Genomic DNA, 20,650 nt, shown 5'->3' on the forward strand with positions numbered 1-20,650 from the left:
CGACTCACCACTTGTATCTCAGACCAGCCAGAACCGTGCGGCCGTTTCCGTATTGGCAATAATATTCGGAGCTGCACGAGGAGTAGTATTCCTTGTCGAGCAGATTGGTGATGTTCAGCGTCGCCTGAAGCCCCTTCAGGTTCGGGTTCTTTGCCCCGAAATCGTAGCGCAGAGCCGCGTCCAGCAATGTGTACCCATCGGCCTTCACCGTATTGGCATCATTGCTGTAGCTCGACCCGACGAAGCGGACGCCGCCGCCAACGCTCAGCCCCTCCAGCGCGCCGGTATCGATGGTATAATTGGCCCAAAGCGAACCAAAGTAGCGCGGCACGGCCTGCGGACGATTGCCGATGATCGAGCTGTCGACAGATTCCGACACCGTCGTATCGAGCAGGGAGAGCGCGGCGATCAACTCGACATTGTTCGCGACGCTGCCCCTCGCCTCGAATTCCACCCCGCGCGAATGAATCTCGCCCTGCTGCACGTTGAAACCGGTCGAGGCGTCGAACGAAACGACATTCTGCTGACGGATATCGAAGGCCGAGATCGTGAAGATGGCGTCGAGTCCTGCCGGCTGATACTTGATGCCGATTTCGTATTGCTGCGCCTCCGTCGGCTTGAAGCCATCGCCATTGGCGTCCGTGCTGAGCGATGGTTCGAACGAAGTCGAGTAGCTTGCATAAGGCGCGATGCCATTGTCGAACAGGTAGAGAAGGCCGGCGCGGTAGCTCGTCGCCTCGCTCGACAGGTCGGACGATGTTCCGGCCAGCAAATTCTCGGTTTCCTGATCCGCCCAGTCGTGGCGGACGCCGAAAACGCCCCGCAGCCCGCCGAGTTCGATTTGATCCTGCAGATAGATGCCGGTCTGACGCAAGGACTGGTCGCTGTCGACGGCGGTTACGAACGGGCCGACGGCTTGCCCGTAAACAGGGTTCGTGACGTCGAGCGACGTTGCCCCGCCAAGCTGATATTCCCAGCTGCTGTCGGAACTCTGAACATCTATGCCGGCAAGGAGTGTATGACTTACCGCACCTGTTTCTACCTTGAATTCAGCGTGGTTGTCGAAAGAGAAACCGCTGACATCCTCGATGGAATGAACAGCCCAGCGCGGAATGATGCCTGCGTCCGACATCTGGCCGTTCATCTGAAGCGAGCGCATATCGGTATCCACGCCGGAATAGCGGAAGTTCGACCGGACGGTGACCCGCTCGTTGAAACTGTGCTCGAATTGATAGCCGATCCCGTACTGCGTGCGCTCGAAATTGTCATATGTCGGGTCTCCGACATTGAGATCGCGATCGAGGAAGCCGGCGATGCCCGCCGGCGCCAGGAATTTGGGATAAATTGAATTGAAGTAGCCGCCTTCGGGATCCCGCTGGTAGTATCCGGAGAGGGTGAGGGACGTGTCCGCGTCCGGCTGCCACTTGAGAGAAGGAGCGATACCGAGGCGCCTCTCGTCGACGTCGTCATAGCGCGTACCGGAGGAGCGGCCGACCGCCGCAAACCCGTATTGCAAAGTCCCGTCGGCGGTGATGGGGCCAGTCGAGTACAGGCCGCTCTGCACGCGACCGTCGCTTCCGGCCTCAACCCTTACCTCGTTCGACTGCACGTCCGACGGCAACCGGCTGACCTGATTGACGAGACCGCCGGGGCTGACCTGGCCGTAAAGAAGGGCAGACGGCCCCTTCAGCACATCCACATGATCGAGGAAGAAGGGATCGATGGATGGCGTGGCGAAAGCCTGACCGCGCTGGAGCTTGAGGCCGTCAAGGTAGCTGACGTAGCTCGTCGACAGACCGAAGTTGCCGAACCCGCGAAGAAACAGCGAGTCGTAACGAGAATTCGTGTCCCTGTCGGAAAGGACGCCGGCAGTGTAGCGCAGCGCCTCGCTGACGGTTTGCGGGTTCTGATCGTCGATCTGCTTGCGGGTAACCGTCGTCACCGATTGCGGCGTCTCGACGACCGGCGTCGCAGTCTTGGTGGCGGACCGAGCCGATTTGGCCAGGACAGTATTCGACGTGTCGTCGTCGTTACTTGCATCCCGCACGACGATCGGCGCCAGCTGCGTACTCGTTTCTTGAGCCACTGCTTGAAGTGCCGGAACAAGGAAAGTAGATACCATCAAAATTTGCTTGAAAGAAATGCGGCAATTCACGGATGATCCCCATGGTCCGAGCTGTCGAAATGCGGTAAGTCTATTAATCAAACGGGTACGTCCTGTCCAGTTAATATGAATGTGTCCGTCAACTTTAAAGACGCGCACGTCTTGAAACTGGTCGGGATCTGGCGAGACGGAGAAAAAGTATGGTCGCAAAAAGCATGAGCGCCGTGGCGAGAATAGGCCGACCTCCAAAGGCGAGCCAGGATATGGCTGCTGAGAGAATTATACTTGCCGCTACAGAGCTTTTTGCGGGCAGAGGGTTTGCCGGCACCTCGATGGAGCAGGTGGCCGCGCATTGCGGGGCGGGCAAGGACACCGTCTATCGCCGGTTCCCGTCGAAGGTCGTCCTGTTCGAAGCGGTGGTCGACCATGCGCACAAGAGCGCTGTCGCAAGACTTGACAAACTACCTGCGGTTTCCGGCGATCCGCTCGAACGTTTGAAATCCCTTTTGCTCGAGCTTCTATACGTCAACATGGAGCCGGAACTGATCGCACTGAAGCGCATCACCTTTAGTGAAGCGGTTGTTTTCGAAAAGAACGGGCCGATACCGCCGCAGCCCGACCCGATCATGGCGAAATTGATTGAAACCGTGGGCGAAGCGCAGGAGACAGGTGCGATCTGCGCCGGCGACGCAACCGGGATTGCCTGCCATCTCATTCACTGTATGGTCGCGTTGCCGACGACCGCGGCGATGATGGGCAGCAATGAGTTCGATAGACGTCAGGATATCGAAGCGCATTTTCACAGGACATGGCACTGGCTTATCAATGGTGTGAGTTGCAACAGGATTTCGTAACGGCATCGGTGCAGGGGAACGATCTTAAACCGGAAGCGTGCGGGTGAAGCCGGCATCGGATTATCTTTCTTATCTGCAGGCACATGCGGGGCGGTTTCTGAGCGATGTAGCCGTCCTCAGCGAGCAGCCGAACGTGCTTATCGCTCTGCAAGCGCACTATACAGTTCCGGCCTATACTCGGTCTCTCTTCGAGACCTACGACATCGACTTTCCATCGACGTTGATCAACGCTGTTCCGAAACGCCAAAGCGAATTTCTCGCTGGACGCGCTCTTGCCCGCGCCGCGTTGGACAGATTGCTCGATACCGGTGTTTCCATCGCCATTGGAGAGCAGGGATCGCCGGTATGGCCGGGCGGAGTATCCGGTTCGATCAGTCACTCGCACGGGAAATGTCTCTGCCTCGTGCTTGCGGGCGAAGAGAGACTGATCGGCATCGATGTGGAAAAAGTTGCGACCGGCGCCTCTCTCGAGGCAATCCTGAAGGAAGCGCTGGCGCCGCAGGAGCGTGATCGGGTTTTTCAGCAGACCAGGTTCGATCCCGCCGTTCTTGCCACCCTGATTTTCTCCGCCAAGGAAACCATATTCAAAGCGCTGCATCCGGTGGTTCTGCAGTTTTTTGGCTTCGACGCGGCAGTCTTCAACAGCATTCACAGCGATCAAAAGCTGTCCCTGTCCATCGTGCATTCCCTGCATCCAGGCATTCCGCAGAACAAGGAGATTTTGATCGATTTCGACATTGACGGCGAATTCGTCAGAACATGGACGATGCTCGACCGTCAGACGCTTGCCGTCCAGCGCTCTGCAAGGTCCCCTGCCGTCGGCCTTGGCTGACGGCAGGGGGTCCGAATTTGACCGGCTAGATGCGGGCAGACGATTCGCGCCGATCGTCCGCTTCGGGGAAGAAGCCGACCTTGATGAAATACTCGACATAGCGATCGAGCACCGCATCCGTTACCGGTGGCGGTGAAATGCCCGAGCCGGCCAGCGCCGTCTCCACCCTGTCCTGGCCGAGAGCCGATTCCACCTCCAGGCCATCATACTTGTCGAGATGGTCTGCCAGGAGCAGGATGGAGGACAAGGAGTCGTCGCCCTGTCTGGCTCTTTCCTCCGCTGCCCTTGTCAGACGCTCGCGCCAGGCCTCGAACGGCATGACCTTCAGATGATGCCCGGCTCTTTGCGCCGCCTCCACGATCGCATGGATGCTCGTCTGCATCCGATTGGAGAGATGATAGGTCGCACCCGGTTCGCCGCGTTCTATCAGCGCGACCAGTGCTTGCGCTACATAGTCGACGGGCGCCAGGGTCAAGCGGTCCGACCGGAGGCTCGGTGCCGCCTGAAGCAGAAGCATCGACCGGATGAAATGCCAGAAGCCGATACTGGCGCTCCCGATTCCCGTCTGACTATGTCCGCTGACGCGGCCGGGACGATGGATCGTCACGGGCAGGCCCCTTGCCGCGGCCGCGTGCATCAGTTCCTCGGCCACCCATTTGCTTTGGACGTAGCCGGTATCTTCGACCTCGCGGATCGTCAGGCGGGTGTCCTCCTTGATGATGGAGGGATTGGAACCGCGCCGCGCGACCACCGATGCGGTCGACACGAAATGGACAGGCGTGACACGGTTGCCGCTCGCCGCCAGCCGCAATACTTCCTTCGCTCCCCCGACATTGATCGCCGCAAGGCGCGCATAGGTGTCGAATTCGTTCGTGGCGCCGCCGTTATGGACGATGACGTCGACCTCGTCGGCAAGGGCGGCGAATTTTTCAGCGGTCAAACCGAGGCGGGGTTGCGAGAGATCGCCGGGAAGCCCGATAATCCGATGTTGGAAGGTATCCTCCCACAAACCATACGATGTCAGGGACTTGCGGACCCTCTCCGCCGCTGCGGTTTCGTCTTTCGCACGCACCAGGCAGTAGATGTCGGCCGCGCTGTTTTGCAGCAGCTCGGCCAGCGCAAAGGAACCGATGAAGCCGGCCGCGCCCGTCAGCAGAACGGAACGGATGGTGGCGAGAGCCGGTCGAGGCGGAACGGAAGCGTGATCCGGGAGCGCAATATCCGGCGGCAGAACCAGGTCTGCGAGCATGAGGTCCGTGTCGCGATCCCCGTCGGCGGAACCTGGCCGCGCATCGGCGGTCTCGTCGGCCTGCCCAAGTGATATCGCAAGGGCAGCCGGCGTCGGATGATCATAGATCTGCCGAACCTTGATGCCAGGGCTAATGGCCTCGCGAAGCAGGCTGACGAGCCTGACCGTGAGCAGGGAGTGGCCGCCGTTCTCGAAGAAGTCGTCGAACCGACCGATCGACGGGCGTTCAAGTACGGTGGCGAAGAGCTCGCAAATGATCCGCTCGGTCGCATTGATTGGCGCCACCGTCTTGATGTCCGCCGTCGCCGGGTCTGGAAGCGCGGCGATGTCGAGTTTGCCATTGATGGTTCTCGGCAGGTCGTCGACAAATACGATGGCGGCTGGAATCATATAGGAGGGAAGTCGCAGCCGCAGCAGCTCCCGCAGCTTCTCCGCATCCGCCGATTGGTCGTCGCATACGACATAGGCCACGAGGCGGATGGAGCCGTCCTGGGCAGGCCTTCCGACGACTGCCGCGCGTTTCACGCCGGTCTGCTCGACGAGCGCGTTCTCGATTTCGGCGGGCTCGATGCGATAGCCTCGAATTTTCAGCTGGTTGTCGGAGCGGCCGAGGTAGTCGATGCCTCCATCCGGCCGCCAGCGCGCCAGGTCTCCGGTTCGGTAGATCCGTTCGCCGGGCTTGCCGAAAGGATTGGCGACGAAGCGTTCCGCCGTGGTTGTCGGGCGTCCGACATAGCCGCGGGCCAATCCCACGCCGCCGAGATAGAGTTCGCCAGTGACCCCCACGGGCGATGGGTGCAGACCCGGTCCGAGGATATAGGCGTTCGTGTTGGCGATCGGCCGGCCGACCGTAGGCTCGGCGTTCTCGGAAAGGTCGGCGCCCAGGGCGTTGATCGTATATTCGGTCGGGCCGTAAAGGTTATAGCCGCCGACGCCGGGCGCTTCCCGCAGCCGTGTCCACAGATCCTGACCGACTGCTTCGCCGCCAAGCGATACGAAGACCACGCCGGTTCCGCCTCTTCCCTGCGGTCGATCTCGCTCGAGCAGTCCGTGTTCGACCAGATACCCGCCATAGGTCGGGGTAACGTCAAAGGCGTCGATTTCCTCCCGATCGAACAGCGGCAGCAGGCGATCGGGATCCCGTCGGAGTTCATCGTCGATTACATACACCTCGTGTCCGGCCAGGAGCCACAGAAGTTGTTCCCAGGAGGCGTCGAAGGCGAATGAGGTCGTATGCGCGATCTTCAACCTGCGCCCGCCCTGGGAAGCCAAAACAGGCGCAAAAATGGCCTTCTTGTGATTGATGAACATGTTGGTGAGCCCGAGATAGGGTACGGCGACGCCCTTCGGTTCTCCAGAAGATCCCGATGTGAAGATGATGTAGGCCAAATGGTTCAAGCCAGCTGGACGCTTGGTCTCCGGAAGGGTTTTCGGGTGTCGTGCAAGCTCGCTCTGCGTAGCAGGCTCGTCGAGCAGAACCACGCGCGGATCGGTCTTGTATTCGGGCGGTAGAAGTTCCTTCAGAGTGCCGGTGCTCAGGATGACCGTCGGCTGCGACTGATCCAGCATCGACCGAATTCGGTTGGCGGGCGTCTCCAGATCGATTGGAACATAAGCGGCATGCGCGGCAAAGACGCCGAACAGCGCCACGATCATCAGTTCCGAGCGGGGCAGGAGCAAGGCGACCCGATGCTCCGGTTCGACGCCGCGCGCGATGATGAGATGAGCGAGCCGATGCGCCGCCGTCGCCAGCTCGTCGAAGGTGAGCTTGGTTTCGCCGGCTGTGACGGCATTGTCATCCGGTGTGGCTCTCGCCTGTCTGACGAGCAGATCCGCAACCGAGAGAGAGCCGATCTCCATGTCTTCGCCCGAGATGGGCTGCGGCAGCAGAAGGCTCGCCTGCGGCAGCGCATCCATGGCCATAAGGGGAAGATCCGCATCTGCGGCAAAACTGTTCAATATGTACGCATAGGCCTGGATGAGCGCTTCGGCCTGTGCCGGTGCGATCACGTCGCTGCGAAACATCAGACGCAGGTCGATGGCGTGACCTTTCGGCGTGACGGACATGCTGAGGGGATAGTGCGTCGCGTCGCGGACGCCGGCGTTGCCGATGCGGATCTCGCCCTGATCGGGGAAATCGAAGGCCGGCAGATTCTGGACCGAAAAGAGCGTGTCGAACAGGGGGCTGTGCCCCGCGATCTGCTGCAGGCGCGTGAGATTGACGTGGGAATGCCGAAGGGACACCGCCTTTTGTGCGTGGAGGGCGCCGAGAGCCGCCTTTATCGATTCCTCGCCGCGCGCTTGCACCCGGACCGGAACCGTATTGAACAACAGGCCGATTATCTCGTTGACATCCTCGATTTCCGCCGGCCTGCCGGATACGACGTTTCCGAACACCACGTTCGAAGTACCGCTCAGCCGCATGAGAAGCGTGCCCCAGGCAAGTTCGAGAACCGTGCTCAACGTCGTCGAAGCCGAACGCGCAAGCCCGGCAAGTGCCGAAGTCGTTTCGGATCCGATCGACAGCATGTGTTCGTCGCTATGCTCCGTGCTTGCCTCGAGGCCGCGTGCTGTCGGATAGAGGATCGTCGATTCGCTGCCGGCGAGCACGTCACGCCATACCGCTTCGGCATCGGCCATGTTTTGCTGCGTGAACCACCGCAGATAGCGGCTGAAGGGAGGCGGAGCCGCGGTGCCCGCAGGATCGAGATAGAGCTGGATCACGAGGCGGTAGAACAAGCGGATCGACCAGCCATCGAGCAGGATGTGGTGCGCCGTCAACAAAAGCCGATTGAGAACGCCGGCCCCGCTTTCCGGCAGGCGAATGAGTGCAAACCGTATCAACGGCGGACGGCCGGCATCGAAGTGCGCTCCATATTCCTGATTGGCAATAAGCCTGGCCTCTTCCTCGCTCGCAGCCCTTTCCGACCGCCAGGGGACATCGGCATAGGCGGGCACGACCTGCGCCGTCCTGCCGCCGATCTCGGCGAAACCAGCCGTGACGGTCGGTGTGAGTTCGATCGCTCTTTTCACCGCGCAATGGAGACGCTCGGCGTCAATCTCGCCAAAGAGGTCCAGCGAGGTTTGGGATATATAGACCTCGTTCAAGCCCTCAGCTGCGCCGACGCTGTGAAAGTGCAAGCCTTCCTGGAGGGGCGAAAGCGGCAGCACCTCACGCACCGGGCCGAAGGTTTCCTCGAGACGCCGCTGATCCCAACGGGAAAGTTCGGCAAGCATGTCTTCTTCGCGCCGCTCGCCGTCATCGGCGGGAGCGACCGCGGCTGCGAATTCCGCAAAGACACCACTCCACGCCTCGATGAGGGCGTCTATTTCCGTTGCGCTGCGCGCAGCGCGAATGCCGAGGCATGCCTTGTTGCGCCGCAGATCTATTCGTACCGTCCAGTGCTCTCCGTCCACGTGCGCGGCCGGCGCCGGCGACATCGGACCGTCACCCTCATCCGTCATGACGATGGAGAGCGTCACATCAGGACGAGGCGTGTCGTCGAGTGCGCCTGCGACATCGGGGCTGACCTCCTGCGCCAGGAAATAGCTCGTGGCGAAGTCGCCAGCCACGCCTTCGGCATTGTCGATGCCAAGCACTTTATGGGCAGCGCTGGTAAAGCTCTCGACAAGCTGTGGCGTCGGCTGCGGCGCTGCCGCGCCCTCGGACGGCGCGGCCACGAGAATGGGAAAACTCCGTCTGCACCATCCGACCGTGGTCTCCAGCGCTCCTTTTGGGAAACGGTCCCGGTCGGCTTCGTCGATCGCGAGAAAAAGGGGCGACGGCGTGAGACGTTGCGTCCAGAGAATGGCGGCGACGGCGGCGGTGCGCAGCGCCATCTGGTTTGGCCGGCCGCCGAGGTCGGGAAGCGCGAGGCTGCGCTCCGCCGAGGCGAACGGGGTTTCCGAACGGCCGTAGGCCGGCGCCCAATCCTCCGCTTTTTCCAGCATGTCCAGCCAGGATTCGGTATGGGCGACCATGTCCGCCTGTGCCGCGAATTCGGCGGTCCGCGTCAACCAGTTGGCATATGATCCGGCCGCAAGCGGCGCGGCACGTCCACCGTCCGACCGGACGGGAGAGAGTTCGGCGAGCAGCACGCCCCACGATTCGTCGTCGATCCAGCGACCCGGAGCCCGCATCTCCAGAATGCGTCCAGATGCTTCTCCGCCCGAAAGCCATGCAGCGAAGCGCTCCGAATCCTCGGGGCCTGCGGGCTGTTCCCGCAAGATTGGTGCCTCCCATAGGTCTGCGGCGTCGGCGAGGCGCCACTGTCCGCCTTCCGGATCGCGCCGTAAACGCAGCGCATCGTGGCGATCCAGCAATCCGACCAGGGCGGCCACGACATCGGCTTCGTGAACGCCGTCTGCCAGCCGGATGGCGCGCGCCGTCGCGGGCGATGCCGCGCGTCGCTCCGCCAGGATCGCGGCCAGCGACGAGGCGCCGTCGCTCAAACGGCTATGCCCGAATTCGGCCAGCTGAGACAATCGCAGTTGCGGATGATGAGCCGCCTGCCCGAGGATGCCGATCACCAATTCGAGCAGATACCGCGCCGTGGCTTCGTCGAAGAGGTCGCAGGCATACAGCAGAGATACGCCTATCCTGCCGCCGGTGCCCTCGTCATGAACGACGAAGGTCAGGTCGAACTTCGCCTGCGTCTGGCGCGGTTCCTCGAGAGTCATGGCGGCATCGCCGAACTGAAGCTCGGGCCATGGCCTCGTGGCCGTGACCATGACGCCGAAGAGCGGATTGCGCGCTGCCGCACGTGGCGGGTTGATGTGCTCGACGACGCTTTCAAACGGCACGTCCCGGTTGTCGAGAGCCTTCAGGCCCGTATCACGGACGCGCTGGAACAACGTGGAAAATTCCGGATCCTCGGAAATGTTGACACGCACGACCACGGTGTTGCTGAAGAAGCCCACGAGCTGGTCGAGCGTGGAGTCATGCCGAAGATCGACGGGAGTTCCGAGGGGGATGTCCTGTCCGGCGCCGACACGCCCGAGTGCGGCGGCGACGGCGGATTGCAGCGCCACGAGCGGCGTGCCGCCGTATTGCCTTGCCGTTTGCCGCAAGGCCGAGGACAGTCCTTCTCCGAGCCACTGCCTGATTTGGCTCCCCGAGAAGGTCGGCGCGGCCGGACGAGGCCGATCGAGCGGAAGAGCGATCTCCACAGGCAGGCCAGCCAGCTGGGTCTCCCAGAAACCTAGTTGTCGTGCATGCAGGCTCCCCGCAGCTTTGGGATCGCCCAGATGCCGTCGTTCCCACAGGGCATAGTCCGTGTAGCGGATGCTGGATGCAGGCTGCAACGCATCCGGATTCGCGCCGTGACCATAGGCCCGTTCCAGATCTGCGAGAACGATTCCGAAAGATCCTCCATCGCCCGCGATATGGGGCAGGACGAGTATGACGGCGACCACCGCGGCTCCGCTTCGAACGACCAGCGCGCGCAGGGGCGTATCCGTCTCCAGGTCAAAAGGCGTATCGCGCGCCTGGCATGCAAGGTCATCCAACTTCTCTTCGAGAGTCTTTGATCGATGGTTCAAGGCCAGCGTCAGATCGATCTCCGTCACATGCGGAGCGAGATACGGCTCGACGATCTGCTCCGGTGTCCCGGCTGTTCCGGCCCGGTATCGCGTACGCAGTATCTCGTGCCTGCGCACGACCTGCTCCAGCGCTTCGGTCAGGGCTGCGACCGAAAAGGATGAGCCCTTGCTTGGCCGCAAGATCAGGCAGAAATTGTAGGCCGCGGATCCTTCGGCAAGCTGGGAATGATACCACATGCGCCGCTGCGCCGAGGAAAGGACCGTGGGCCCGTCGCGCTGTTCGCGCCGCGGGCGGTCGCTCGCAACGGATTGCTCTGACTGGAGGAGGCCGGCACCGGCGAGCCGTTGCAGCAAGAGCTGTTGCTTACGATCCGAAAACGTCATTTCTCTTCTCCTGTTTTATCCCGATGAACGCCGTCAACAGAGGCGCTCGAAATACGGCTGGTCGTCTTTGCGGGCGCGCATCGCATCGGTATGCGCGGACTGAAATCATCATTGCCGGCGAATTGTCGTTAAGGCCGCGCATTCATATGGGCTCGACCTCCGCGCTGGGATTGAGGACGGGGCCGAGCGCTGCGCTGCCCGCACTCGTCGCGCGTCGCGTGCTGCCGCCTGCGGCGAGGCAGTAGATCTCCGCGCCCCGGGCTCTTTCCTGCGCCAGCGCCACGGCGTGCCGATCCGTCCAAAGTTCTCCCGGCATGGCAAGCGGAACGCCGGGCGGATAGGGAATGATGTATTCGCGGCTATGCGAACCGATGACGGGCTCGAACTCTTGCGGACCGGCGGCCCTTGGGCCGGACGCTGGCGGCCCCAAGCCCGATCCCAGCAGCGACAGGGCGTTCACCAGCGCATTCAGGTCATTTTCGGAAACGCCGAAGTGCAGACGCACGACGAGATGATCGCCGGCGATCGTAACGAGCACATGATGTTCGCGAAGAAGCCAATCCCTGATGGCGCGCGAGCGCGGCCCGACATGGAGGCACAATACCAGCGGATCGACATCGTAATAGGAACCGTGCGCCGGCGGCGCGAGCATGCCTGCGGTCTCCGGGTTTTCGCCAAGCATGGCGTCGAGCTTCCTCCTGAGGGCGCCAGCCCGCGCAAATTCCGCTGCCCCGAACCGCTCTGCATGCGCGCGCGCAAGATCGAGCGAGGTCAGGATCGGCCATGACGGAGAGGTGGTGTGAATGCGATACCGCGCCAGCCGTATTCTCTCGATGTCGGAGGAAGAGCCGAGGACGTGGAGATACGAACCCTGGCGGAGCGCGGCCATCGTCTTGTGCGCCGAATGCGTGACGAGAACGGGCGCGCGCAACGGCAGGCGGGAGGCCACGGCAAGGGCTGTCGAGCCGGCCAGCGAAGGGACGAATGCGTGCAGCGCCGACCAGGCTTCATCGATAACCAGCGCTGTCGTCGGAGATGATCCGGCCAGAAGCGGCAGAGCGCGATCGAGGCGCAGCTTTCGGCCATCGTAGCCGGTCGCAGCGAGAACCAGGATATCGAACGGTCGCCCCTCGGCGGCCCGCTGTGCAAGCAGCTTTGCGGTCCCTTCGATGTCGATGCAGGGATTTTCCACCGTTCCGGCACGAGGTGTGGGCGTGACGCGCATCGCCTCGGCGGCAAACAGCAACGACTGGTGGGCTGTGCAGTCCATCAGCACGTCGGCGCCCGGAAAGCGGAGCGATTCCAGTGCGATCTGGTTGCTTGTCGTCGTACCGCTCGTGCCGAAGAACGTAGCGTCGGCGCCGAACGCATGGGCGGTCTTGCGCTGGGCGTCGGCAAGAGGTCCATGAGGCGTAAAAAATGAATCCACCGCGCTCCCCGACCAGCTCGCATCGATCCGCGAAAGGTCGGCCCCGAGTAGCGCGCGATAGAGCTGCGCAAGTTCCGACGATGTGGCCTCCAGGACGGACGGCCAAGGCACCGCGTGAAAATTGTGGCAACGCCCGTTGCGTGTGAATTGCGCGAGGTGCGTTGCAAGCGGGGTGTCGAATTCGCGACTATGCATCAGTCGGATCCCGACGGGAGACCGCGGCCATCCACGCGTCCAGCAGTTCCCGCGCCACATCCGCTTCGCAGGCGGCGACCTCCAGTTCGGTTCGGTCCTCGAATTTCTGCCAGGAGGCGACAATTCGGTACAGGCGATCCGCACCCCGCACCAGCCCGCCGTCCGCCCAATGCCGCGGCGTGACGGTCCGCCGGACGAGAAGGCCCGGGCCCCCGGCTGTCGGACGGCGGAGATGGAGATAAGCAATATAGGACGCCGCATCGCCGATCGCGGCCTGCCCGCCGACTTGCGTAGAGACGGGCACAGCAAGAAGCGGACCGATCTCGGCGGGCTCGACTTCGACGTCCGCAACGACAAAGTCGCATTTGGAGACGGCGCGGGCGGCAGACAGCAGCGCCCTTGTGACGATCGCCTCGTCGGCGCCTGGTATGGCGGCTCTTACCCTGATATCCGGGCCTTTCGACAAGGTTTCCTCAGGTCCGATCCACCATGGGGTTTTCGGTGCTGCGTCGAAAATCGACTGCCAATCGAACGGATCGGGCATCGAAGCTGCCGTCAAAGGATGGACCTTTGCCTGGTCGCGCCCTGCGAAGGCATCGACGCGCGGCGTCGGGACATCTCCCCTCGACAGAACCCTGTCGACGTCTTCGGCAATTTTCTCCAAAGACACGCCATCAATTACGGCGGCATGCGCGACGAGCAGAGATGCATCCGGCGTGACGATGCCGGCGATCACATCGCCGAGAGCGATATCGATCGCCGATCGCGCAGTGCCCATGATCTCGGCCGCGTCTGAACTCGCTACCTCGATCACCTTGGCTTGACGCGCAGGCCCGGGCAGCTGCGCGGCGCGCCATAGCCGCCCTCTGACAGCAATCGTCTGCCTCAGCCCCGGATGCGTCGATATGGCTTCGGTGAGCGCTTCGCGCAACCACTCGGGTTTCGGGAGGCTCCGAAGCGCCTCACAGGCTATGAGTTCCTGTATCGGGAGACCCGAAAGACGGAGCCGATGAATCTGCACCGGGAGGGAGAGGGGCTTAGCCTGTTCCTCGGCCGGCGGCGGCAGCTGCTCGACCAGCTGTGCGACGGTCGGATACTGGAAGACCGCGGCGGCGGGAAAATCAAATCCTGCCGCATTGGCGCGTGCCGCGAAGGAAACCGCCGTCAGCGAATCTCCGCCGAGCGCAAAGAAATTATCGTCGATGCCGATGGGTTTGCCGCCAAGAAGATCCTGCAGCAGGCGGGTCAGGCGTTCTTCGCGGTCGTTGCGCGGCGATCTGGACGGCACGGCCGGCGCGGCCGCGCCTTGCGGTAGCGCCTGCCGATCGATTTTGCCCCCGCCGAGCCGCGGCAAAGATGGCAGCACGATCACCTCTGCCGGGACAAGCGGCCCCGGCAAACGATCCGCCAGCCGCGCGCGCAGGCGTGGCCCGTCCTCCGGCCGCAGGCCATCGCCGGAGACGTAAGCGACGAGTTCCATGGTGGATCCGATGCGCCGCGGAAGCACGGCCGCCTCCTTGACGTCGGGAGCGGCGTACAGTTCTGCGACGGTTTCGTCCGGCTCCACCCTATGGCCGCGTATGTTCACCTGATCGTCGGCGCGTCCGGCAAGCTCAAGCCGCTCGTCTTCGCGCCAGCGGGCAAGATCTCCGGTGCGGTACAGCCGGCCGTTCTTGCGGAAGGGATTGGCGACGAACCGCGCCGCCGTCAATCCAGGCTGCGCAAGATAGCCGCGTGCGAGCTGCGCTCCCTCAACATAGAGTTCGCCGAGCGCGCCTGGGGGTGAAAGCGTGAGATCGGGGGCGAGCACATAGCAGCGAGATCCGGGGAGCGGCCGGCCAATCGGCATGCCCCCGCTTTCGGCATCCGCCATGCTCACTTTTCCGGCGGTAACATCTCCTGTTGTCTCGGTGCATCCATAGGAATTGTACAGCGGAACGCTTTTGGCCGTTCGATAAATCGATGCCGCGACGCCGGGAAGCAGAGGTTCGCCGGTGGAAAGAACACGGTCCCTGCCGGACAGAACGGCGGGTGCCGCGATCGTAACGGCCTCGATCACGCCAGGCACAGCCATGAAATGACCGATGCCGTGTGTCTGCAGAAGGCGGGCGAGCGCTGCCGCGTCCCTCGCTTCGCTATCCGTCGCCAGCACGAGATGTTCGCCGGTAACGAAGGCTTCGCAGATCTCGGCCGTTGCGTCGATCGCGGTGGGCGCACTCTTGGCAAGACGGGCGCCGCCGGAGCCTCCGGGCCAATGGTCCGAAACCCAGACCGTGCGGGCCGCCAGCGAGCCGTGCGTGGTGACGACGCCTTTCGGCTGGCCGGTCGATCCTGATGTGAAGCCGATATGGGCCGCTTCCAGAGGATGGGGACGATAGCCGGGGTCGACGGCATGACCGCGCCCTGTTTCCAAGAATTCTTGGACGGCGACAACGGGAACGTCGTCCGCGGCAAGGTCGAAATCGCAAATCACGAGCTTTGCATTTGCTGCCCGAACGAGCTTCTTCAGGCGCGCCTCGGGGTGGCGAGGATCGAGCGGAAGGTAAATCGCTCCGCATTTCCAGATCGCCAGGGGGGCGACAATGGTGATCAACCCGCGGCTTGCGGCCACCGCAACGACCTTCTGCGCCTCGATGCCGCGCTCGATGAGATGCGCGGCCAGCCGATTGGCCTGTTCGTCTATCTCGATGACGCTGAACCGATCCGGGCCATGGACGAGTGCAGTGCGCGACGGCCCGCTCTTCACCTGCCGGCGCCAATGATCGAGAACGGAACTCGTGCCTTGATCGACCTCGGCCCCACGAGAAAGCTCGACAAGACGGTCATGCTGCCGCGCCGGCAAGCGGCTGACGGCCGAGCATGGCTTTTCCGGACTGGCGGTCGCGGCAAGCAATATCGTTTCGAGATGTTCGAGCATGTCGAGCACGGTGGCCGCCGCGAAAAGCTCGTTGCGGAATGTCGCTTCCACCTCCAGAACGTCGCCGGTGAGGAAGCCCTGGAAGGTCAATGCAAACGGCGACGAGCCGTTGAAAATATTGGTCCAGCGAACGTCGACATCAGGCAGGTCCGGTCCGCCGATATCGCGATCGAGAAATAGCCCGAGCGTGTCGGTAAAGAAGCCATGACCCGCTTCGCGCGGGGGAGCAAGGTCCGCCACCACGCGTTCGAAGGAGACATCGCCATTGCTGACGGCCTCGGTAACGACCTGAGCCGTCTGCGCCACGAGCTCACGGAATGTCGAACCCTCGGACACGTTGAGGCGCAGCAATATCGTGTTTCCGAAATTGCCGATGAGCTCGCGGCTTCCCGGCAGGTGCCGATTGGCAACCATGGTGCCGATCGCGATGTCAGATGCACCGGTCCAGCGATTCAGCAGCAGCGCGTATGCGGCGATGAACACTGCAAAAGGCGTTGTTCGCAAGGCGGCGGCGGTGGTTCGCAGGCCCGTGGCGCAGTCCGCCGGCATGATCCGATCCAGGCGCGTTGCCCGTTCGCTCATGCGGGGGCCTGGCGAACGCGTGGTCGGCAGCGGGATGGCCGGCGGCAACGGGGTGAGCGTCCGACGCCAATAATCCAGCTGCGCCTCGAGATTTGCCGCGGACCTGGCGTCGGGCGGATTCTGGTGCGCCGCTATGTCGGCATATTGAAGCGACAGCGGCTCTGCGGCGCCGCCGCGATAGGCAACGCTGAGATCTCGGCTGAATACACCGAAGCATCCACCGTCCCATACGATATGATGAACGGTCAACACCAAGGACCATTGCGTCGCATTGACCTTGACCAGATGCGCGCGCAGCGGCCCCGAGGATGCAAGATCGAACGGCTCGCAAGCTGCCGCCTGCGCAACCTGCTCGGGATCGCGATCTTCGACGATCTGCACGAGAGGCTGCAACTGCGGGTGAATGTGCTGATATGGTTGGCCGTCTGCGCCGGTCGGATAGGTCGTGCGAAGGATCTCATGTCGATCCACGACCGCGGCCAGCGCTCCCAGCAGCCGCGACTCATCGAGGTCGCCTGCGAAATCGATGCGAATGCAGACATTGTAGGCGCCGCTGCCGGGATGCAGTTTCTGGTGCAGCCACATCCTGTTCTGCGCGTCCGACAGGGGCGCAGCCTCGATATTCGGACGCCTTTGAACGGCTGCTCGCGCCACACCGTTCTCACCAAGCCGTCGCCGCAAAAGTTCAACTCGCGAATTCATGGATTTTACCAGACCTCGTGGACAGCATCGTGGATGGTATTGTCTAGACGCGAAAGCAGTTCGCTGATCGTTCCGCCGTCAAATGCGTTTCCGGCGTAGGTGGCTTCGATGTCGATCGTGGTTTCCGCGCCGCGGCCGCGTACGAATATTTCCAGTCCGAGGGGGACGAGGGGAAATTGTGTCGCCTCGTTGTGAAGGCGCTGCCATTTTGTCGTGGCGCCGGGGAGGCGAGGACCTTCCGTTCCGCTGGGAATGAAGACGACGAGCGAATCGAATAGTTCCGGCGGCGCCTTGATCTCGTGCCCGCCAAGCGCCTCGGCGAGGCTTTCGTAAGGCAGGTTTCGATGGGCGAAGCCTGCATCGAATTCTTCGGCGGCGACCGCGATCAGCGCTGCGGATGCGGGTGCTGCGCCGACGGGCAGGCGAAGCACGATGTGGTTGGCGAAATTGCCGATGAGGTTTTCCGTCTCGGGATGGTCTCGCGTCAAGACCGTCGTCCCGATCGTCACCTCCTTAGCGCCGTTCTGCCCGAGCACCGCGGCCCAGCAGGCCAGGAAAGCCACGAACGGCGTCACCTTGTGCCTGGAGGCCAGCCGCGTCAGTTCAAGCGATGAGGTGAGCCGATAGTCCACGCGGCCAGCCGATTCCAGATCGACCGCAGCGAGCCCGGGATCAACCGCCAGCGTTTTCGCCGGGCGGGGAGCGGCCAGACGCCGCGTCCAGTATTCCATATCCTCGGCAAGGCTCTGCGTTTGCCGGTCCCGTTGCCATTCGGCGATGTCCGCATACTGGACGCCGAGGTCCGGAAGGGCCGAGGCCTCGTAAGCTCTTTCCAGCTCTTTCGAGAGCACACCGAAGGTGGCCCCGTCCCAGATGATGTGATGCACGATGAGCGCGCACATCACCTCATCTGCGCCGGTGCGAAAAAGCAGCAGCCTCAGCGGCGCCTCCGTTTCGAGATCGAACGGAATCCGCAACGAGGCCTTCGCCAGCTCGCTGGCCTCCCGGCTGGAAATGCTGGCAAGGGACTTCGGCACCGTCATGGATTGTCTTATGCGCTGAAAACCAGTGCCCTCCGGCCCTCGGTGATAGGTGGTCCGAAGAATTTCGTGCCGTTCCACGATGCGGTCGACGGCCGAGGCTATCGCGTTCTCGTCCACCGTTCCGGTGAACGTTATGACGAGGCCGAGATTGTTGCTGACACTCTTGGGAAAAGCTTGCTGGTATAGCCAGCTATGCTGCTGGGCGAAGGAGAGGCGCGCCTTTTGAGCATCGGCACGGCTGGGAATACCTCCGGCTTTCGCCGCTCCTGCCAGCCCCGCCGATGCGAGCCGCTGCCGAAGCAGCGTTTGACGGTCTGCGATCATGCCGCCGTTCCCGCCTGCGTCGAGGAAGCGACGGGCGGCGCCTCGCCGAGATAGGTTGCCACTTCCTCATCGGACATGGCGCGGATTTCAAGGACGATGGCCGCAACTTCGTTCAATCTGGCAGGGTCGTCATCTTTGCGGAGTTGTTCGGCAAGTTCGGCGATGGTGGGCGAGCGAAACAGCGCGCGCAGCGTGACTGCGTTCGTGTCGAGCTCTTCCTGCAATCTTGAGACCACCCTTGCCGCCAGCAGCGAGTCCCCGCCGAGCGCGATGAACTCCTCGTTCACGCCGACATCCTCAAGGCCGAGAATTTCCTCCCAGACGCCTGCGATGACACGCTCGAGATCGGTGCGGGGGGCAACATAATCGGATCGCCCGGCATGGGCCGAGATCAGTTGGCTTATGGCGTCCGATTTCACTTTTCCGTCGGCATCCCGCGGCAGGTCGTCGAGAACGATGATCTGGCTCGGCAGCAGATGAGACGGTATTTGCCTGGCAAGCTGGGCACGGAATACCTTGCCGGTCGGCGCCCCGTCTGCTTCCCCAGATCGTTCGAATGCGACCGCTGCAACAAGGCTTTCGCCATGCCGCAGCACGACGACATCACGTATGCGCCGATCGGACCGCACCGCTTCTTCTACCTCGACGGGCCATACAGGGACGCCATGGACATTTACGCGCTCGCTATCGTCGCCGAGCAGCTTGACTTGCCCATCTGCGTCGGCGCGACCCCATCGCCGGAGGTCTTGCGACTCTTCGTCAGCAAACAGCAATTGACCCGCAACGTGATCGGGGCGGTCCCTTCCGAGGTGATCGACAACGCGTACATCGCGATCGCCGAACCGGCGGCGGGGATGATTTGCACTTGCAACCTGCAACGGTCGATCCCAGGCTCCCGACTCGTCGATGACTTGGCGCAAGGCCCGTTCGAACAGCTTGAACATTTCGTCGACGACGCCGGGCGTCAGGGCTTCTTCACGGGTATCCCAGTTGACCAGAAGTCCGCCTTCGAACTCGGTAACCTGTGCATCGAGAAGCACCTGAGGTCCTTGCGAAATGACCCATACCGGCCGGCCAACGACGGCAGTCACCGCCGGCGCGAAAAGCTCTCCAAGCCCCAATGCGCTTGTGAACACGACGGGCGCCAGGACCGTCTCGCCGCGTTGCCGGGTGAGATCGCGCAGCACATCGAGGCCGGTGTAGGATGCATGGGCGGCATCGCTATGCATTCGGTTCTGCAGCGCCCGGACCCTGTCGATGAATGCAAGCGGCTTGCGCAAGTCGATCTCGAGCATCACCGAGCTCGAGAAATCGCCGACGATGCGATCGAAGTCGGGATGATCGCCCGCGCGATTGAACATCGGGACGTTGAGCAGGAAATGATCGGTCGCGCTCCAGTGCCCGACGACTTCCGAAAGCACCGTCGCCACCGTCATGGCCACGGTCACGCCGTTCTGGCGGGCAATGTCGGTGAGCCGCTGCTTTTGCTCGGGAGGCAACCAGAGATGCCGGCGCGCGACTTTCGGGGTTGGATTGTCACGCAGCGCTTCGATCACTTCCGGCAGGGCCGGCGCGCCCGGCAATGCGTGTAGTCTCTGCTGCCAGGCTTGCGAGGCCAGGCGCGCGCTCTGCTGTCCGCCGGCTTTGGTCCCGGCAAGATAATCGCGATAATTCAGTCCGAGCGTCGGAAGGCTTTCCGACGGCGAGGCGTAGACCGTTGCGAAGTCCGCAAGCAAAATGCGATAGCTGACGGCGTCGGCGGCGATCATGTCGACATCGATATGCAGGCGCGTCGCGCCATCCGGCAGAAGCGTGAGCGCAACCGACATCATTTCGCCATTGTCGATATCGAGAGCCTGATGCGAAAAGACCTCGCGTATGGTGGACAGGTGATCCTGCACGGCGGCGGCGGAATGCCCGCGCATGTCGTGCACGGTGAGCGGCGCGGAAACGGCCGGCAACACCTCCTGCTTGCCGTCGGAGGTGATGCGCGTCCGCAGCGTTTCATGACGCTCAATCAGCCGCTCGAGTGCAAACCTGAGCTTATCGGGATCGATCGCCGGATCCGCGCCGGTCGGCGCATGGTCGAACTCCGCATAGAGATGGGCCGCAACGCCGCCAAGCCTCTGGCCCGCACTTCGCCCGACCCAATAAGCGTGCTGCATCACGCCGAGCTGGGTCTGTTCGCTATCGGCTTGCCTTGCATCCCCCGCGTCCGCCGCTTGGGTTGCCTCGGGCTCGGCGTCGGCGGTTTTTCCCCCGCCGACCAATCTATCCCATGCCGCCAGCGTCGGTTCGCGCGCCAGATCCGCGAAGCTGACTTGCAGCCCGCCCCTTCGCAGGCGGTTGACGAGACGCAGCAGCCCTACGGAATCCAGCCCCGCTTCAAACAGGTTTTCCCGGTCGGAAATCGTTGCGGGTTCCTCGCCGAGAATTTCGACAACGGCATCACGTATCCACCGCTCGTTGCTAATGTTCATCTGTCGTTTCCTCT

General features: G+C 62.6%; 8 protein-coding genes. 2 read left to right on the top strand and 6 right to left on the bottom strand.

All coding sequences use genetic code 11. The annotated features are described in order from the left end of the window. Window positions 1–4: 4 nt before the first annotated feature. Window positions 5–2,122 carry a TonB-dependent siderophore receptor gene (locus tag AM571_RS20645; RefSeq protein ID WP_074063408.1) on the bottom strand — a complete coding sequence of 706 codons (2,118 nt, stop codon included), beginning with the start codon at window positions 2,120–2,122 and terminating at the stop codon, window positions 5–7. 245 nt (window positions 2,123–2,367) lie between these two features. Here AM571_RS20645 and AM571_RS20650 point away from each other — a divergent pair, with 245 nt between their 5' ends. Further along, window positions 2,368–2,958, top strand: a complete 591-nt coding sequence (locus tag AM571_RS20650; RefSeq protein WP_237358585.1) for a TetR/AcrR family transcriptional regulator — start codon at window positions 2,368–2,370, stop codon at window positions 2,956–2,958. Between the two features lie 43 nt (window positions 2,959–3,001). Continuing rightward, window positions 3,002–3,790, top strand: a complete 789-nt coding sequence (locus AM571_RS20655; protein WP_074063409.1) for a 4'-phosphopantetheinyl transferase family protein — start codon at window positions 3,002–3,004, stop codon at window positions 3,788–3,790. Window positions 3,791–3,815: 25 nt separating this feature from the next. Here the strand turns inward: AM571_RS20655 and AM571_RS20660 are convergent, their stop codons facing one another. From AM571_RS20660 to AM571_RS20680, 5 genes are all read right to left on the bottom strand, one after another. Further along, on the bottom strand, window positions 3,816–10,964 hold the full coding sequence (locus tag AM571_RS20660; RefSeq protein WP_074063410.1) for a non-ribosomal peptide synthetase: 7,149 nt from the start codon (window positions 10,962–10,964) through the stop codon (window positions 3,816–3,818). A 142-nt stretch (window positions 10,965–11,106) separates the two neighbouring features. Beyond that, on the bottom strand, window positions 11,107–12,588 hold the full coding sequence (locus AM571_RS20665) for a hypothetical protein (protein WP_074063411.1): 1,482 nt from the start codon (window positions 12,586–12,588) through the stop codon (window positions 11,107–11,109). Next, complete coding sequence (locus AM571_RS20670) at window positions 12,581–16,789, bottom strand: non-ribosomal peptide synthetase (RefSeq protein WP_081377158.1); 4,209 nt, start codon at window positions 16,787–16,789, stop codon at window positions 12,581–12,583. Before AM571_RS20670 ends, AM571_RS20665 begins: the two co-directional genes overlap by 8 nt. Window positions 16,790–16,794: 5 nt before the next feature. Beyond that, a complete protein-coding gene (locus AM571_RS20675; RefSeq protein WP_074063413.1) occupies window positions 16,795–18,156 on the bottom strand; it encodes a condensation domain-containing protein in 1,362 nt (453 codons plus the stop codon). Continuing rightward, window positions 18,153–20,636, bottom strand: a complete 2,484-nt coding sequence (locus AM571_RS20680) for a condensation domain-containing protein (protein WP_074063414.1) — start codon at window positions 20,634–20,636, stop codon at window positions 18,153–18,155. The genes AM571_RS20675 and AM571_RS20680 overlap by 4 nt, the downstream gene beginning before the upstream one ends. Window positions 20,637–20,650 lie beyond the last annotated feature (14 nt).

This window comes from Rhizobium etli 8C-3 (assembly GCF_001908375.1).
In the GTDB taxonomy this organism is placed as follows: domain Bacteria; phylum Pseudomonadota; class Alphaproteobacteria; order Rhizobiales; family Rhizobiaceae; genus Rhizobium; species Rhizobium etli_B.

Bases quoted from the DNA above. Each gene is read 5' to 3' on its own strand.
- AM571_RS20670 (WP_081377158.1), bottom strand. From the start codon at position 16,789: ATGAATTCGCGAGTTGAACTTTTGCGGCGACGGCTTGGTGAGAACGGT.
- AM571_RS20660 (WP_074063410.1), bottom strand. From the start codon at position 10,964: ATGACGTTTTCGGATCGTAAGCAACAGCTCTTGCTGCAACGGCTCGCC.
- AM571_RS20650 (WP_237358585.1), top strand. From the start codon at position 2,368: ATGGCTGCTGAGAGAATTATACTTGCCGCTACAGAGCTTTTTGCGGGC.
- AM571_RS20645 (WP_074063408.1), bottom strand. From the start codon at position 2,122: ATGGTATCTACTTTCCTTGTTCCGGCACTTCAAGCAGTGGCTCAAGAA.
- AM571_RS20665 (WP_074063411.1), bottom strand. From the start codon at position 12,588: ATGCATAGTCGCGAATTCGACACCCCGCTTGCAACGCACCTCGCGCAA.
- AM571_RS20675 (WP_074063413.1), bottom strand. From the start codon at position 18,156: ATGATCGCAGACCGTCAAACGCTGCTTCGGCAGCGGCTCGCATCGGCG.
- AM571_RS20680 (WP_074063414.1), bottom strand. From the start codon at position 20,636: ATGAACATTAGCAACGAGCGGTGGATACGTGATGCCGTTGTCGAAATT.